This window comes from Aeromicrobium sp. UC242_57, assembly GCF_044452305.1.
Lineage (GTDB): Bacteria > Actinomycetota > Actinomycetes > Propionibacteriales > Nocardioidaceae > Aeromicrobium.
The window spans coordinates 268,075-283,263 of record NZ_JBIOAM010000001.1; the positions used below are offsets into that span (position 1 = coordinate 268,075).

Genomic DNA, 15,189 nt, shown 5'->3' on the forward strand with positions numbered 1-15,189 from the left:
CTCAGCTGGCGGTGAGCGACTCCCGGCCGTGCGGGGTCAGCCACACCTCAGGCTCGGGCCCCTTCGGCACGATCTGAGTCGGATTGATGTCGGTGTGGACGACGTAGTAGTGCTTCTTGATCTGATCGAAGTCGATCGTCTCGCCGAAGCCCGGCGTCTGGAACAGGTCACGGGCATACGCCCACAGGACCGGCATCTCGGTCAGCTTGTTGCGGTTGCACTTGAAGTGACCGTGATAGACCGCGTCGAAGCGGGCCAGCGTCGTGAACAGGCGCACGTCGGCCTCGGTGATGCTGTCGCCCATGAGGTAACGCTGCCCGGCCAGGCGTTCCTCCAGCCAGTCCATCGCGTCCCAGAGCCGGTCGTAGGCCGACTCGTACGCCTCCTGGGTGCCCGCGAAGCCACAGCGGTACACCCCGTTGTTGATCTCGGTGAAGATCCGCTTCATGACGACTTCCATCTCGTCACGTACGTCGGCCGGCCACAGGTCAGGCGCGCCCTCGCGGTGGAACTGCGTCCACTCGGTCGAGAAGTCGTGGGTGATCCACGGGAAGTCGTTCGTCACGACCTGTCCTGTCGGCACGTCGACGATCACCGGCACCGTGATGCCGCGCGGATAATCAGGGAAGCGCTTGAGGTAAGCCTCCTGGATGCGTTCGATTCCCAGCACTGGATCGCGTCCACCAGGATCGAGGTCAAAGGTCCAGCTGCGCTCGTCATGCGTCGGGCCGCAGTAGCCGATTGAGATGACGTCTTCGAGCCCGAGCAGCAGCCGCACGATGATCGCGCGATTGGCCCACGGGCAGGCGCGGGCGACGACGAGCCGGTAACGGTCGGGCTCGACCGGCCAGCCGTCGCGGCCGTCGCGGGTGATCCGGTCGGGGATGTAGTTCATGTCGCGGTCGAACTCCTTGTTCGGCTCGACGTACGATCCCATTTTCTGCTCAGAAGCCATGCTGATAACCTTAGGGCCATGCAGCAATTCCGCTCGCTCCTTCTTTGCCGCGTCGAGGTCCTCTAGGTCGGACCCCTCGGCGCGGAGTTTGTCACGTCCCGGCCGCTCGAACAGCCAGACAGACACACAGACAAACACCCCGAGGAGCACGATGAACTCGTACGTCAACACCCCCCAGCAGCCCAGCGGAATGGCCTTCGGTCGCTATGCGCCCTTCGTGCCGATCGAGCTGCCTGATCGCACGTGGCCCAGCAAGTCGATCACCGAGGCGCCGCGTTGGTGCGCGGTCGACCTGCGTGACGGCAACCAGGCCCTGATCGATCCGATGACCCCGGCCCGCAAGCTGGCGATGTTCCAGCTGCTGGTCCGGATGGGCTACAAGGAGATCGAGGTCGGTTTCCCCAGCGCGAGCCAGACCGACTTCGACTTCGTCCGTCAGCTGATCGAGGGCGACCTGATCCCCGACGACGTCGTCATCCAGGTGCTGACCCAGTGCCGCGAGCCGCTGATCGACCGGACCTTCGAGTCGCTGGTGGGCGCCAAGCAGGCGATCGTCCACTTCTACAACTCCACGTCGACGCTGCAGCGGCGGGTCGTGTTCGGACTCGACAAGGACGGCATCACGGACATCGCCACACAGGGCGCGCGGCTGTGCATGAAGTACGCCGAGATCCACACCCCCGACACCCAGATCTTCTACGAGTACTCGCCGGAGTCGTACACAGGCACCGAGCTCGACTACGCGCTGGAGGTCTGCAGCGCCGTCATCGACGTCATCAACCCGACGCCCGACTGGCCGCTGATCATCAACCTGCCGGCCACGGTCGAGATGGCGGTGCCGAACGTCTACGCCGACTCGATCGAGTGGATGCACCGCAACCTGCCGCGCCGCGACAGCATCGTCCTGTCGCTGCACCCGCACAACGACCGCGGCACGGGTGTGGCGGCGGCCGAGCTGGGCTACATGGCAGGCGCCGACCGCATCGAAGGCTGCCTGTTCGGCAACGGCGAGCGCACCGGCAACGTCTGCCTGGTCACGCTGGGCCTCAACATCTTCAGCCAGGGCATCGACCCCCAGATCGACTTCCGCGGCATCGACGAGATCCGACGCACGGTCGAGTACTGCGACGAGCTTGCCCGTCCCCGAGCGTCATCCCTATGGCGGCGACCTGGTCTACACCGCGTTCAGCGGCTCGCACCAGGACGCGATCAAGAAGGGCTTCGAGCACATGGCGATCGACGCGGCCGCGGCCGGCACGACCGTCGACGAGGCGCCGTGGGCCGTTCCGTACCTGCCGATCGACCCCAAGGACGTCGGACGTTCCTACGAGGCGGTCATCCGGGTCAACAGCCAGTCCGGCAAGGGCGGCGTCGCATACATCCTGAAGAACGACCACCAGCTCGACCTGCCGCGTCGTCTGCAGATCGAGTTCAGCCAGGTCGTCCAGGCGCTGACCGAGGGCGAGGCCGGCGAGATCGAGCCGGCCGAGATCTGGGCGGCCTTCGATCGCGAGTACCTGCAGCGTGAGGAGCCGTACGCGCTGCAGAGCTTCAGCTCGGTCACGTCACCCGACGGCAGCGACGAGCAGGTCGTCGAGATGCGGGTGCGTGGCGAGGTGCAGCACTTCAAGGGCGCTGGCAACGGGCCGGTCGCGGCGTTCGTCGACAGCTTGCGACAGGCCGGCGCCGACATCCGCCTGCTCGACTACTCCGAGCACGCCCTGGCACCCGGCACCGAGGGTGCCACGACTCGCGCCGCAGCGTACGTGGAGTGCGACGTGGCTGGTGAGACCGTGTGGGGAGTCGGCATCCACGAGAACATCGTGACCGCCTCGCTGCGCGCTGTCGTCTCGGCGGCCAACCGAGCCGCAGCGCAGACGATTCCGGCCTGACCTTTACGAGACCAACGGCCTGCTGCCTCGATGTCGAGGCAGCAGGCCGTTGGCATGTCCGGTTCCAGGGGAGTCCGTCGTGACGGCCCTGTGAGCCGTGTGCCTGCTAGATTCCCTGTTTGTCCCGTGGGGGGACGGGCTGACAGTCAACCTCTCACGAAAGGACTCAGATGAGATCCCCGCGCTTCATCGCCGCACTCGCGGCCCTGTCGCTTGCACTGGTCGTTCCAGGCATGTCGACTGCTGCGAACGCCGACCTGTCGACGGTCGAAGGCATCGGAAAGGTCCTTGACGATCACTCGTACGGCGGAGTGTCGTCCACGGTTCGCGCCTACAAGGCCGATCCGCGCACGTCCACCGTCGCGCCCGAGGCCGTTGAGGTGACCGCGGACGGCCAGTTCGAGTTCCCTGCTCTTGCCGCAGGTGCGACCTGGCTGAAGGTCACACCGGCTGGCACAGACACCATCGAGAAGGTCGTCGGCCCCTTCCAGGTCAAGGACTCGGCGTACTACTTCGGCGACGTCGTGCTGCAGGCTCGAGTGGGAACGCTCTCCGGAGATGTCGTCGATAGTCAGCAAGCTTGCCTATGACTGCGCCTATTTCGAGGTCTATTTCGCGCCTGGCAGCTACCACCACCTGCAGACCAGCAACTCGGGCAAGTTCTCGATGACCCTGAAGCCCGGGACCTACAAGCTTGCGGATGGCTAGCTACTGCGGAGACTTCAGCTCCTACTGGATCGGCGGCGTGGACTACCAAAGCGCTGCGGCGTACACGGTGACGGCAGACAAGGTGACTGCCGTACCGAGGATCACGATCAACTACGGCACCATGATCGCTGGCAAGGTGACCAGCGACGCGGAGGCCGGCGCGCCGTCCGTCCCGTTGCGGGACATCGATGTCACGGCACTGCAGTACGACACCGGTACTCAATCGTGGGTGAGCCGCGGCAGTGTCTCCACAGCCGCCGACGGCACGTACCGGCTGCGCAACCTGCAACCGGGCGAGTACATCCTGCGGTTCATCGACTACGACGGCGAGTTCGTCGAGGAGTTCTTCTCGAACTCGGCCACGATGGCTGGCGCGACGACCATCACGGTCGCCGAGGCAGGCGTGACCGGCAAGAACGTGTCTCTGGCGAGCCAGTCGGTCGACACTACCGGTGTGCTGCTCTCGGGAGTCGTCAAGAACAGGTACGGCTCGGGGATCGACGACATCGACGTCAGCTTGTACAACATCGGCCAGGACCGGTGGGTGGAGAATGCTGAGACCAATCGTCGGGGACGGTTCTCGTTCAAGGACATCGAGCCGGGCGACTATCGGATCTCCTTCTACGACGACCGTGAGCGTTACGTCACCGATGCCACTACGAGCCTGCGGGTCAAGGTCGGCACGACCAAGGGCGCTGACGTCTCTCGGTCTCTCGTGGCGTTCGGCAAGATCTCCGGCACGGTCGCGCTTCCTGCCAGCACCCGCACGGTGTGGAGCGAGGGGGAGGCTGTGTTGTTCAGCGAGTCTGGTGACTTGGTCGACTCGGACCGGTTCGATGCCGGCGAGGGGTACTCGTTCGGCTACCTGACGCCAGGTCGGTACAAGCTGCGTTTCAGCGGGTATCTGTACCGCAGCGAGTCGAGACTGCCACTGATCGGCCAGTGGTGGTCCAAGAAGTACTCGATGGACTCGGCGACGACGATCACGATCGGTGACGCGAGCGTCGTCAAGGGCGTCAACGTCGCACTGACCCAGCAGCTCGCCGCGATCGCGGCGCCGAAGGTCACCGGCACCGCCAAGCGGGGCAAGACGCTCCGTACGACGGTCGGCGACTGGAACGGTGTGGCAGGCAACAAGTACGCCTATGCCTGGTTCCGTAACGGCAAGGCCATCAAGGGTGCGACGAAGTCGAGGCCGAGCTGACGAAGGCTGATCGCCGCAAGCTGATCAAGGTCAGGGTCACGGCCTCAAATGCGGCCAGTGGCTGGAAGCCTGGCGCGACGTTCTCTGCCAGCAAGCGAGTGGCCAAGAAGTAGCACTGCTCAGAGGTCGATGGAGAGGGTCTGTGGCAGCCATGGCTGCCACAGACCCTCTCGTGTTTCCTGCTGATGACAATTTGGTGTACCGGCCAGACGGTATAGAAAACTCCTCGGTGGCACGTTAGGCTCGATGTGACGCCGATCACCCTTCGGCGTGATTCAGCTGTCCGGCGCAAGATCCGCCGGTTCACGAGGAGGATCGATGACACGCATCATCAATCAAGTCGCAGTCTTCGGCCTCGGCAAGGTCGGCGAGCTCGTCGCCGTGATGCTGGGGGAGTCCGGGTTCAAGGTCGTCGGATACGACGCATCGCCCCGCACCGACCTCGACTTCGAGGTCAAGCCGCTCGACGTGCAAGATGCCAGCGGGCTCCGTGAATCGTTGCGGGGCGTCGACGCCGTGGTCTCGTGCCTGCCCTATCACCTCAACATCGACGTCGCCGAGGCCGCGCACGCCGCCGGCACCCACTACTTCGACCTGACCGAGGACGTGCCGACGACCAACCGAGTCATCGAGCTGGCCGCCGACTCCCCACGCTCGGTGTTCGCCCCTCAGTGTGGGCTCGCACCCGGCCTGATCGGCATCATCGGCGCCTCGATCGCCAAGACCTTCGACGACATCCGCTCGATCGAGCTCAAGGTCGGCGCCCTGCCGCAGAACCCCACCGGGCTGTTGGGCTATGCCATCAACTGGTCGCCCGAAGGCGTCGTCAACGAGTACCTCAACGACTGTGAGGTGCTGCGTCAAGGACACCGCCAGATGGTGCCTGCGATGACCGAGAAGGAACGGGTCTTCATCGGCGGGATCGGCTCGAGGCCGCCTTGACCTCCGGTGGCCTGGGCACGATGTGCGAGACGTACGAGGGCAGCGTCCACCGGCTCGACTACAAGACCCTGCGCTACCCCGGACACTTCGACCAGATGCACTTCCTGTTCGACGAGCTGAACCTGCGCGAAACAACGTGAGCCTCGTCGGTCGCATGCTGGTCGATGCGAAGCCGCCGGTCAACGACGACGTCGTCTACATCCACGCCGCCGTCGAGGGCGTCAAGGCGGGCATGCCGTTCCGGCAGAACCACGTCCGGGCCTACAAGCCCATCGACATCTCCGGTCGAACCTGGCGAGCCATCTCGTGGACGACCGCGGCGTCGGCGGTCAGCGTCGTCGAGCTCGTGGCTGAAGGCAGCCTGCAAGACTCGGGATTCATCAAGCAGGAAGACATCACGCTGGATGCGTTGTTCTCGACGCAGGCCGGTCGACACTTCGAGAAGCAGGGGAAGGTCTGATGACGGACATCGCGACACGCACGCTGGAGATCTTCGACCGACTCGGTGCGGGTGATCCATTCGTCGCCGACGGCGATCTGGTCTGTCGGTCGCCGATCGACGGCAGCGAGCTGGGCCGGCTGCGGTCACACACCGCTGACGACGTCCACGACGTCATCGGCCAGGCGCAGACCGCCTTCGAGCAGTGGCGCACCGTTCCGGCGCCGGTGCGGGGCCAGTTCGTGCGCGAGCTCGGGCGAGCTTGCTGCGCGAGCACAAGGACGATCTCGGGGCGCTGGTGTCGATCGAGGCCGGCAAGATCGTCTCGGAGGGGCTCGGCGAGGTCCAGGAGATGATCGACATCTGCGACCTGGCGGTCGGCCTGTCGCGCCAGCTGCACGGTCTGACGATCGCCACCGAACGTCCCGGCCACCGGATGATGGAGCAGTGGCACCCCTTGGGCGTCGTCGGCGTCATCTCGGCGTTCAACTTCCCGGTCGCGGTGTGGTCGTGGAATGCGGCACTGGCCTTCGTGTGCGGCGACGCCGTCGTGTGGAAGCCATCGGAGAAGACCTTGCTGACTGCGCTGGCCTGCCAGGCGCTCGCGCTCGAGGCCGGGCGGCGCTGCGGGGTGCCCGAAGGGCTGTCGTCGGTGCTGGTCGGAGATCGCACGATCGGTGAGGTGATGGTCGACGACCCACGCGTGCCACTGGTGTCGGCGACGGGGTCGACCCGGATGGGCAAGGAGGTCGCGCCCCGCGTGGCCGCTCGCCTGGGGCGCACGCTGCTCGAGCTCGGCGGCAACAACGCGGCGATCGTCGCTCCGTCGGCCGATCTCGACCTGGCGGTGCGCGGCATCGTGTTCTCGGCGGTCGGCACGGCCGGGCAGCGGTGCACGTCGCTGCGGCGGATCATCGTGCACGAGTCGATCAAGGACGATCTGGTGACCAGGCTCAGCGCCGCGTACGAGACGCTCCCGATCGGCTCGCCGTTGGAGTCGTCGACCCTCGTCGGGCCACTGGTCGACGAGAGCGCCTTCGATGCCTTCGGCCAGGCCGTCGAGCAGGCGCAGGCCGATGGCGGCAAGCTCGTGACCGGCGGCGCGCGGGCCGAGGTCGACGGCAGCGGCTTCTACGTGCAACCGGCGATCGTCGACATGCCGGCGCAGAGCGACATCGTCAAGACCGAGACCTTCGCCCCGCTGCTGTACGTGCTGGCGTACTCCGACTTCTCCGATGCGGTGCGACTGCACAACGACGTCGCACAGGGATTGTCGTCGTCGATCTTCACGCTCGACGTGCGGGAGGCCGAGACGTTCGTCTCGGCGATCGGCTCCGACTGCGGTATCGCCAACGTCAACATCGGCCCGTCAGGCGCCGAGATCGGCGGCGCGTTCGGCGGGGAGAAGGAGACCGGCGGCGGCCGGGAGTCCGGATCCGATGCCTGGCGCGCCTACATGCGGCGTTCGACCAACACCGTGAACTACTCGACCGAGCTGCCCCTGGCCCAAGGGGTCGAATTCGGATGACCGACGAGGTGTCGGGGGCAGCAGTCTCGCCGACCTGGCTGCGCTCCCGGTTCGCTCGCAGCCTGTCCGAGCTGTACGGCTCGGAAGTTCCGGCGTACAACACGCTGGTCGAGGTGTCGGCGGCGGTCAACGCCGATGTCCTGGCCGCACGCGCCGACGCCGAACGGTTCGGGTCGATCGAGCGGGTCACGGCTGAGCGGCACGGCGCGATCCGGTGGGTACCCCGCAGGAGCTGGCGCAGGTCGCCCGCATCTTCGGTGCGTGCGGGATGTATCCGGTCGGGTTCTACGACCTGCGTGAGGCTACGCCGCCCATCCCCGTGGTCTCGACGGCCTTTCGTCCCCTCGCCAGGCCAGAGCTGGCCCACAACCCGTTCCGGGTCTTCACCTCGCTGCTCGTGGTGGACGACCGGCGGTTCTTCGACGCCGAGCTCGAGGCTGCGTTGCGCGAGTTCTTGGAGGCGCGGACGCTGTTCAGCGACGGCTGCTCACGCTGGCCGACCGGATGGAGGACCAGCACGAGCTTCTCGTTCGCCGAGGCCGATCGATTCATCGAGCTGGCGACAGCGGCGTTCGCGTTGTCACCTGAACCCGTCGATCGTGCGTGGTACACGCGTCTCGAGGCGGTCTCGAGCGTCGCCGCCGACATCGGCGGGGTCGCGTCGACCCACATCAACCACCTGACGCCGCGCGTCCTCGACATCGACGACCTGTACGCGAGGATGACCGGGCGGGGGATCGAGATGATCGACCGGATCCAGGGTCCGCCGCGCACCGACAAGGCCGACGTGCTGCTGCGGCAGACGTCGTTCCGGGCGCTGGGGGAGCCCCGTGCCTTTCGCGAGCCAGACGGGAGCGTGTCGACCGGGGAGCTGCGGGTCCGGTTCGGTGAGGTCGAGGCCAGGGGAGTGGCGCTGACTCCGAAGGGGCGCGAGCTCTACGACCGGAGCGGGATCGAGGCCTTTCCGGCGACGGATGCCGAGCTGCGATGCCGCCGACCTCGCCTACTTCATCCGCTCGTCCGACGGCACGTTGGCGCCGATCGTCTACGAGGACTTCCTGCCCAAGTCGGCAGCCGGCATCTTCGCCTCGAACCTCACGAGCGATGGCACGATCGACGCGACCCGTGAGGCGGCTGCGCGCGATGCCAGGTGGATGCAGGACGTCCTTGGACGGACGCTCCACGACCCGTATGCGCTCTACGAGGCCGAGCGTCTCGCCGGGTCAGGCCCAGATCGCGGGGCGGAGGACGTGACGGGGTTCCTCCGGTAGGCGGTCGGCGGCCCCATCGGCAAAACGGCGTGCCGTCCAGGCGACGGCTGCCGCGTCGAGGACGTCGTCGGTCGCGGCACCCAGGACCCTACGGGTTGGCACGTCGATGCCGACGTCGAGCAGCAACCGGCGCCGGATCGCGACGCCGGCAGTCGTCTTCTTGGGCTCCCGGACCACCGAGCCGTTCATGGTCGCGAAGCAGAGCTCCGGATGAGCCTCGATCACCGGGGGCGCCGGACCCGCGGAGACGTAGTCGTGGGCGTCGACGATCTTGGGCAGGAGCGAGTAGGCCTGTCGGCTGAGGCCCTTGCCAACGGACGTGCGGTTCATGGCATTGGCGACCTCGTACGACGGTGCGTGCAGGGCCGCGAGCGCGGGGGCGTTGAACACCGTCGACGCCCGACCCGGCAGGCGTGCGCGAGCGAGTGCCTCAGGACCTCGATCGGTGCCGTCGACGAGCCCGATCGGGATGTCGACCGCGACAGCGTCCACGTCGCCTGCCTGCGCGACGAGCGAACCGAGATCGAGCGCGACCAGCACCTCGACCGCATCGCGCCGCCACAGCACGCCGACCCAGCCGCCCTTGCACCCGTCCACACCGAGAACAGCACCCATGCCTCGATCCTGCCCTGGAAAATGTCAGCAGGCAGCGGCACCCTGGAATCATGAGCAAAGAGATACAGATCACCTTCGACTGCGCCGACCCCGGCGCCCTGGCCGAGTTCTGGGCAGCCGCGCTCGGCTACGGCTCCAGCACCCCCCGAAGGATTCGACTCGTGGGAGGCGGCCCTCGAAGCGTTCGGAGTGCCCCAGAGCGAGTGGAACTCCAAGTCGGCCATCCTGCCGACGGGCGGCTCAGGCCCACGCATCTTCTTCCAGCGGGTGCCCGAGGGCAAGACCGTCAAGAACCGCGTGCACCTCGACGTCCGCGCCGCTCCCGATGCGCAGGGCGACGACCGGATGGCGGCGCTGGAGGTCGAGGCCGACCGCTTGGGCGCGCTTGGCGCGACCGTTGCGTACCGGGTCGAGCCGCAGCCGCCGATGGAGCTCGGGTTCATCACGATGCGCGATCCCGAGGGCAATGAGTTCTGCCTTGACTGAGGATCTCTCGTATCCTGTCTCCCGTGATCGCACTCGTCCGACGGGCAGTCGTTGTCGCTGCCGCAGTGGTAGTTCTGACGGCATGCTCGGGCGGTGATGGTGTGGGTTCGGGGCGGCTCGCTCGGCCGTCCCTCTGCCGACGACATCGCCGAGGCGATGAAGGACGGCGTCTCCGGGCTGGGAGTGTCGCCGTCGCAGGCCGACTGTGCAGCCCAGCTCGCCCGTGGCCTCCGACATGTCCGACCAGGCAATCGGACGTTACCTGCCCGAAGATCACCCGCTCTACGTCGACGCCGACGACTACGCATTCACCGAGGCCGACGAGCAGGGCTTCGACGAGCTGTTGGCGGGCCTGAAGTCCGAGTGCGGCTACGTGCAGCCTGGAGGCTGAGTCTCCAGCGCGCCGCGCTGACGATTGCGCCGCAATCGTCAGTGCGGCACGGCACAATGGAGGCGTGAGCCTCTACCGCGACACCGGCATCGTGCTGCGGGTCCACAAGCCGCGGTGAAGCCGACCGCATCATCACGCTGCTGACCCGTCAACGCGGCATCGTCCGAGCCGTTGCCAAAGGGGTCCGCAAGACCACGTCACGGTTCGGCGGACGGCTCGAGCCGTTCATGCACGTCGACCTGCAGCTGGCCGAGGGGCGCTCGCTCGACATCATCACGCAGGCCGAGACGGTCAACGCCTTCTCCAAGAGCCTCGGTGCCGACTACGCGGCCTACACCGCTGGCACCGCGATGCTCGAGACGGCCGAACGGCTCGTGCAGGAAGACGGCGAACCGGCCGTCACCCAGTTCCAGCTGCTCACCGGTGCGTTGCGGGCGTTGACCGAGGGGCGCATGACTCCGAGCCTGATCCTCGACTCCTACCAGCTGCGAGCGCTGTCGATCGCCGGCTACGCGCCGACCTTCGACGGCTGCGCCCGGTGCGGCGAAGAGGGCCCGCACCGCAACTTCCACGCCGCCTCCGGGAGGGATGCTGTGCGACGACTGCCGGGTTCCCGGTTGCGCGGCCCCGTCACCGTTCACCGTGACGTTGCTGGCCGGCCTGCTCAGCGGCGACTGGCCGACCGTCGCGACGTCTGACGACCGTTCCCGCCGCGAGGCCAGCGGCATGGTCAGCGCCTACCTGTCCTGGCACCTCGAGCGCGGTCTCCGCTCCCTGAGCCACGTCGACCGGTGAAGCGCACCGTCCGCGCGCCGTTCCCGCACCCGTCGGGAGCCACCGCGCCGCAGATCCCCCTGGCGCAGGTCCCGCACCACGTCGCGATCGTCATGGACGGCAACGGCCGGTGGGCCAAGCAGCGCGGTCTTCCCCGCACAGCTGGCCACGAGATGGGTGAGGCCGCCCTGTTCGACGTCGTCGAGGGCGCCATCGAGATCGGGGTCAAGGCCATCTCGGCCTACGCCTTCTCGACCGAGAACTGGAAGCGTTCACCCGACGAGGTGCGCTTCCTGATGGGGTTCAACCGCGATGTCATCCGGCGACGCCGCGACGAGATGCACGGCTGGGCGTCCGGGTGCGCTGGGCGGGTCGACGTCCACGGCTGTGGCGCAGCGTCATCCGTGGCTGGAGGCCGCCGAGAAGCTCACCCAGAACAATGACGTCCTGACCCTCACGATGTGCGTCAACTACGGTGGCCGCGCCGAGATCGCCGATGCTGCGGCGGCACTGGCCCGCGACGTGGCCGCAGGCAAGGTCAATCCCGACAAGGTCACCGAGAAGCTGTTCGCGCGCTACCTCGACGAGCCCGACATGCACGACGTCGACCTGTTCTGGCGCACGTCAGGCGAGCAGCGCACCAGCAACTTCCTGCTGTGGCAGTCGGCCTACGCCGAGATGGTGTTCAGCGACATCGCCTGGCCAGACGTCGATCGTCGCGCCCTGTGGGCAGCGATCGAGACCTACGCCGAGCGCAACCGCCGCTACGGCAGCGCCTGAGCTGCATCGATCGACCAGGGGCGGGTGCCGTCCAGCATGTCCTGGATCGTGGCCCTGAATCCGGGGCACCGGGTGACGTCGTGCGCCTCGCAGTCGAAGGCGTGCTGAGTCATCTCGCGGGCCAGGTGCATCTCGGCCATCCGTCGGTCGAGCTCGGCGAGATGTTCCTGCAGGACGCGGTGCCGTTGCGGGCCGTGATCGTCGTCGAGCAGCACACCGATCTGCTCGAGAGTCATCCCAGCGGCCTTGCTGCGCAGGATCGTGGCAATTCGGACGATGTCGTCGTCGCCGTACAGGCGTCGGCCTGCCGGGTCGCGTTCGGGCCGCAGCAGCCCGCTGTCCTCCCAGTGCCGCAGCACGTGGGTGGCCAGCCCGAACTGTGCCGCCGTGTCGCCGATCGACCTCAGACTTGACTTCATGTTGACATGAACTCACACCATGGAGGCACATGCAAACAGCGAAAGGCCTCACCATGGATCACCCCACCACTTCAACCGTCAGAGCCACCTACGACGTCATCGTGATCGGCGCAGGTCCGGCCGGTCTGCAGGCCGCACTGACCCTCGGACGCATGCACCGAGACGTTCTCGTCCTCGACTCCGGCCAGTACCGCAACGGCACGGTCGAGCACGCGCACAACTACGCGACCCACGACGGCATCGCCCCGCAGGAGTTCCGGCGCCTCGCACACGTCGACCTGGCTGCCTACGACACCGTCGAGGTCCGTGAGGTCTCTGCCGAACGCGTCGAGCGTGACGGCGACGGGTTCATCGTCCACCTCGACACGAGCACCGAGAGGGCAGCAGCGCTGGTCCTCGCGACGGGAGTCCGCGACGCACTTCCGGACGTTCCCGGCCTGGCGGCCGCGTGGGGCAAGGAGATCGCCCACTGCCCGTTCTGCCACGGCCACGAGTTCGCGGGCCGCACTGTCGCGCTCGATGTCGAGGGTGCCCACGCCGAGCGCCTGACGGCGATGCTGGGTCGCATCGGCGCCGAGCTGGTGCCGGTCTTCGGTCGGGTCCAGCGCGTCGAGCGTCGCGACGGTGGACTCGACCTCACGCTCGACGACGGCATGATCCGGGTCGACGGGATGTTCATCGGTCCGTCCTTCAGCCAGTCGGCGCCGTTCGCCGAGCAGCTCGGGCTGGAGCTCAACGACTCCGGGTGCATGGTGGTCGATGCCTTCCAGAGCACCTCGCTGCCGGGCGTCTTCGCAGCCGGGGACGCTGCGCATGTGCGTGAGCTTGCCGATGCCGATGTCGTCGATCCTGACCTCGCAGGCAGCCGGCCTGGTGGCGGGCGCGGCCTGCCTGCAGTACCTGCTCATGGCTGACGGTCACGAGTACGTACTGCGAACTCAGTGGAGATGATCCGTGGTCGGTCTAGACTTCGTGGCGCGATTGTTCGAGCGGGCGTCTACCCGTGAGGCGCGAAGATCTGAGGGGACTCCTGCCAATGCGCGCAGCCACATCGATCACCACCTTGATCACCACACTGCGCGCCAAAGCTGTTGCGGCCACGACGGCCACCGTGCTGGTGATGGTCGGCAGCGTGGCCGTGGTGCCTGCGGTCGCGTCAGCGGAGAGCGGCGCGTCGGTCGCCGATGCCGCCATCGAGACCATCACCCTCGATGGAGGCCCCGGAAACGTGGGCGTGGACTTCGACCTGGAGGCGTACGAGGTGTACGCGGTGTCGGGGACCGCCTCCTGGAGCTTCCGGGTCGACCGGGACCTTCACGGTGTATGCGACGAAGGCAGGCGAGACCGAGCCCGTCAACGAAACCGTCAGCAACCCTTTCGGCCAGTACAGCATCAATCTGAGGCCGGGCGCCTACACCCTGACGTTCTGGGACAACATGGGGCGCGTCCTGGACAAGTCGTTGGACGTCGAGGTCGTGGACGCCGACCTTCCGGGCAAGGACATCGAGTTCGCTGAGCCGCCTGTATCCACTCCCGAGTGGGGCAAGGTCACGGGCACGTTGAGACACAACGGATTCCCCGCCAACGGGAGCAATGTGTTGCTGTTCGAGTACTCTCCCGAATGGTCCACCTGGATGCAGCGGGAGGGAGCCGTGGCGGACGACGACGGAAGGTTCGTGCTCGACGACGTCCAGGCGGGCAAGACCTACACACTGCAGGCGAAGTGGTACGACAACGGCAACCGGTACATGTACTACGGCGGCCAGACCAGTGGATCAGACGAACCGGGCGCGCTTGCGGCCACGAACCTGAACAGCTTCGTGGTACGCAAGGGACAGACGTTCGACGCCGGAGAGATGAACCTGACGGCAGACGGAGTGCCGTTCAGGTCGGCCGAGACGCCGACGATCACTGGCCGGGCCGCGGTGGGCTCGAAGCTGACGGCGACGACGAACACGTCGCTGTGGGACCCGACGTACCCCACGCTGACGTACCGGTGGCTGCGCAACGGGGCATCGATCCCGAACGCGACGACCTCGGCCTACGTCCTGGGTGCGGCCGATCTCGGCGCGACCATCAGCGTCATGGTGACAGCGACAGCGCCCTGGGGCGGTGAGACGTACCTGCCGGCCAGGGTGTTCAGCGCAGAGACTGCGCCGGTGGAGCCTGGGACCCTGACCGTGCCCACACCCACGGTCACGGGCACCGCAGCCGTAGGAAAGGCCTTGAGCGCCTCGACCGGCGGATGGACGCCGGGAACCGCACTGACGTACCAGTGGTACCGAGGATCATCCGTGATCTCGGGTGCCAGGTCGAGAACGTACTCCCTGGCTGCCTCCGACCTCGGCAAGACGCTCGCGGTCAGGGTCACGGGAAAGAAGGCCGGATACACCACGGCCTCGAAGATCTCGCGAGCGACCAGACCGGCCGTGGCAGGCAAGTTCAGCGCAGCGCCCACCCCGAAGATCACAGGCAAGGCAAAGGTCGGCAAGACTCTCAAGGTCTCCACCAAGGCATGGAGACCCTCCGGGACGAAGCTGAAATACCAATGGTTCGCCAACGGCAAGAAGATCGCCAGAGCGACGAAGGTGAAGTACAAGGTCTCGGCGAAGATGCGCGGCAAGAAGATCACGGTGAGAGTGACAGGCTCCCAACGTGGATACGCGGCTTGACCAAGAAGTCGAGGGCAACGAAGAGCGTGCAGTCCTAGCGAGATCTGTTCCACGCACGGCCGCGTCGCCGTCGAACGGGCGTGTGCGGGGATGCCGGAATCACCGATACTCTG

16 protein-coding genes and 6 pseudogenes are annotated in these 15,189 nt (G+C 66.7%); 18 read left to right on the forward strand and 4 right to left on the reverse strand.

All coding sequences use genetic code 11. The features are described 5' to 3' along the window. Position 1: 1 nt before the first annotated feature. Positions 2-955, reverse strand: a complete 954-nt coding sequence (locus ACHMWU_RS01765) for a glutathione S-transferase family protein (RefSeq protein WP_396041411.1) — start codon at positions 953-955, stop codon at positions 2-4. Positions 956-1,106: 151 nt separating this feature from the next. Here ACHMWU_RS01765 and leuA point away from each other — a divergent pair. From leuA to ACHMWU_RS01820, 11 genes and pseudogenes are all read left to right on the forward strand, one after another. Continuing rightward, a pseudogene (leuA, locus tag ACHMWU_RS01770) lies at positions 1,107-2,847 on the forward strand (2-isopropylmalate synthase). 170 nt (positions 2,848-3,017) lie between these two features. Continuing rightward, positions 3,018-3,437 (forward strand): hypothetical protein, encoded by a 420-nt coding sequence (locus ACHMWU_RS01775; protein WP_396041412.1) that lies wholly within the window; start codon positions 3,018-3,020, stop codon positions 3,435-3,437. Continuing rightward, positions 3,406-3,555, forward strand: coding sequence for a hypothetical protein (locus tag ACHMWU_RS01780; protein ID WP_396041413.1), 150 nt, complete (start codon positions 3,406-3,408; stop codon positions 3,553-3,555). Before ACHMWU_RS01775 ends, ACHMWU_RS01780 begins: the two co-directional genes overlap by 32 nt. Further along, positions 3,548-4,759, forward strand: coding sequence for a carboxypeptidase regulatory-like domain-containing protein (locus tag ACHMWU_RS01785; RefSeq protein ID WP_396041414.1), 1,212 nt, complete (start codon positions 3,548-3,550; stop codon positions 4,757-4,759). Before ACHMWU_RS01780 ends, ACHMWU_RS01785 begins: the two co-directional genes overlap by 8 nt. Before the next feature lie 318 nt (positions 4,760-5,077). Then, positions 5,078-5,701: a saccharopine dehydrogenase family protein gene (locus tag ACHMWU_RS01790; protein WP_396041415.1), complete on the forward strand. Its 624-nt coding sequence runs from the start codon at positions 5,078-5,080 to the stop codon at positions 5,699-5,701. Then, on the forward strand, positions 5,698-5,841 hold the full coding sequence (locus ACHMWU_RS01795; RefSeq protein WP_396041416.1) for a hypothetical protein: 144 nt from the start codon (positions 5,698-5,700) through the stop codon (positions 5,839-5,841). Before ACHMWU_RS01790 ends, ACHMWU_RS01795 begins: the two co-directional genes overlap by 4 nt. Positions 5,842-5,855: 14 nt before the next feature. After that, positions 5,856-6,161 carry a hypothetical protein gene (locus tag ACHMWU_RS01800; RefSeq protein WP_396041417.1) on the forward strand — a complete coding sequence of 102 codons (306 nt, stop codon included), beginning with the start codon at positions 5,856-5,858 and terminating at the stop codon, positions 6,159-6,161. Beyond that, positions 6,161-6,496, forward strand: coding sequence for an aldehyde dehydrogenase family protein (locus ACHMWU_RS01805; RefSeq protein ID WP_396041418.1), 336 nt, complete (start codon positions 6,161-6,163; stop codon positions 6,494-6,496). The genes ACHMWU_RS01800 and ACHMWU_RS01805 overlap by 1 nt, the downstream gene beginning before the upstream one ends. Further along, a complete protein-coding gene (locus ACHMWU_RS01810) occupies positions 6,403-7,668 on the forward strand; it encodes an aldehyde dehydrogenase family protein (RefSeq protein WP_396041419.1) in 1,266 nt (421 codons plus the stop codon). The genes ACHMWU_RS01805 and ACHMWU_RS01810 overlap by 94 nt, the downstream gene beginning before the upstream one ends. Beyond that, positions 7,665-8,797 (forward strand): annotated as a pseudogene (locus tag ACHMWU_RS01815) (VOC family protein). The gene ACHMWU_RS01810 and the pseudogene ACHMWU_RS01815 overlap by 4 nt, the downstream one beginning before the upstream one ends. Next, on the forward strand, positions 8,700-8,939 hold the full coding sequence (locus tag ACHMWU_RS01820; protein ID WP_396041420.1) for a 2-oxoadipate dioxygenase/decarboxylase family protein: 240 nt from the start codon (positions 8,700-8,702) through the stop codon (positions 8,937-8,939). The pseudogene ACHMWU_RS01815 and the gene ACHMWU_RS01820 overlap by 98 nt, the downstream one beginning before the upstream one ends. On the opposite strand, the gene ACHMWU_RS01825 is transcribed toward ACHMWU_RS01820, so the two are convergent. Then, the gene (locus ACHMWU_RS01825; protein ID WP_396041421.1) at positions 8,892-9,554 is read right to left on the reverse strand and encodes a DUF429 domain-containing protein; all 663 of its coding nucleotides are present in this window, start codon (positions 9,552-9,554) and stop codon (positions 8,892-8,894) included. The two genes, ACHMWU_RS01820 and ACHMWU_RS01825, sit on opposite strands and share 48 nt — an antisense overlap. A 50-nt stretch (positions 9,555-9,604) precedes the next feature. Between ACHMWU_RS01825 and ACHMWU_RS01830 the strand changes: the two are divergent. From ACHMWU_RS01830 to ACHMWU_RS01850, 5 genes and pseudogenes are all read left to right on the forward strand, one after another. Then, positions 9,605-9,793, forward strand: a pseudogene (locus ACHMWU_RS01830) (VOC family protein); the annotation flags it as partial. Next, positions 9,735-10,040 (forward strand): annotated as a pseudogene (locus ACHMWU_RS01835) (VOC family protein); the annotation flags it as partial. The pseudogenes ACHMWU_RS01830 and ACHMWU_RS01835, both read left to right, overlap by 59 nt. A gap of 235 nt (positions 10,041-10,275) precedes the next feature. Then, positions 10,276-10,431 (forward strand): hypothetical protein, encoded by a 156-nt coding sequence (locus ACHMWU_RS01840; RefSeq protein ID WP_396041422.1) that lies wholly within the window; start codon positions 10,276-10,278, stop codon positions 10,429-10,431. Positions 10,432-10,571: 140 nt separating this feature from the next. After that, positions 10,572-11,226: pseudogene (recO, locus tag ACHMWU_RS01845) on the forward strand (DNA repair protein RecO). Between the two features lie 92 nt (positions 11,227-11,318). Beyond that, positions 11,319-11,985: pseudogene (locus ACHMWU_RS01850) on the forward strand (isoprenyl transferase). Here the strand turns inward: ACHMWU_RS01850 and ACHMWU_RS01855 are convergent. Continuing rightward, entirely contained in the window at positions 11,970-12,404 is a 435-nt protein-coding gene (locus ACHMWU_RS01855) for a MerR family transcriptional regulator (RefSeq protein ID WP_396041423.1), read from the reverse strand. The pseudogene ACHMWU_RS01850 and the gene ACHMWU_RS01855 overlap by 16 nt on opposite strands. 53 nt (positions 12,405-12,457) lie before the next feature. Here ACHMWU_RS01855 and ACHMWU_RS01860 point away from each other — a divergent pair, with 53 nt between their 5' ends. Beyond that, positions 12,458-13,318 carry an NAD(P)/FAD-dependent oxidoreductase gene (locus ACHMWU_RS01860; RefSeq protein ID WP_396041424.1) on the forward strand — a complete coding sequence of 287 codons (861 nt, stop codon included), beginning with the start codon at positions 12,458-12,460 and terminating at the stop codon, positions 13,316-13,318. A 49-nt stretch (positions 13,319-13,367) separates the two neighbouring features. On the opposite strand, the gene ACHMWU_RS01865 is transcribed toward ACHMWU_RS01860, so the two are convergent. Next, on the reverse strand, positions 13,368-13,598 hold the full coding sequence (locus ACHMWU_RS01865) for a hypothetical protein (RefSeq protein WP_396041425.1): 231 nt from the start codon (positions 13,596-13,598) through the stop codon (positions 13,368-13,370). A gap of 125 nt (positions 13,599-13,723) precedes the next feature. Here ACHMWU_RS01865 and ACHMWU_RS01870 point away from each other — a divergent pair, with 125 nt between their 5' ends. Next, positions 13,724-15,076 (forward strand): hypothetical protein, encoded by a 1,353-nt coding sequence (locus ACHMWU_RS01870; RefSeq protein ID WP_396041426.1) that lies wholly within the window; start codon positions 13,724-13,726, stop codon positions 15,074-15,076. Positions 15,077-15,189: the final 113 nt, after the last annotated feature.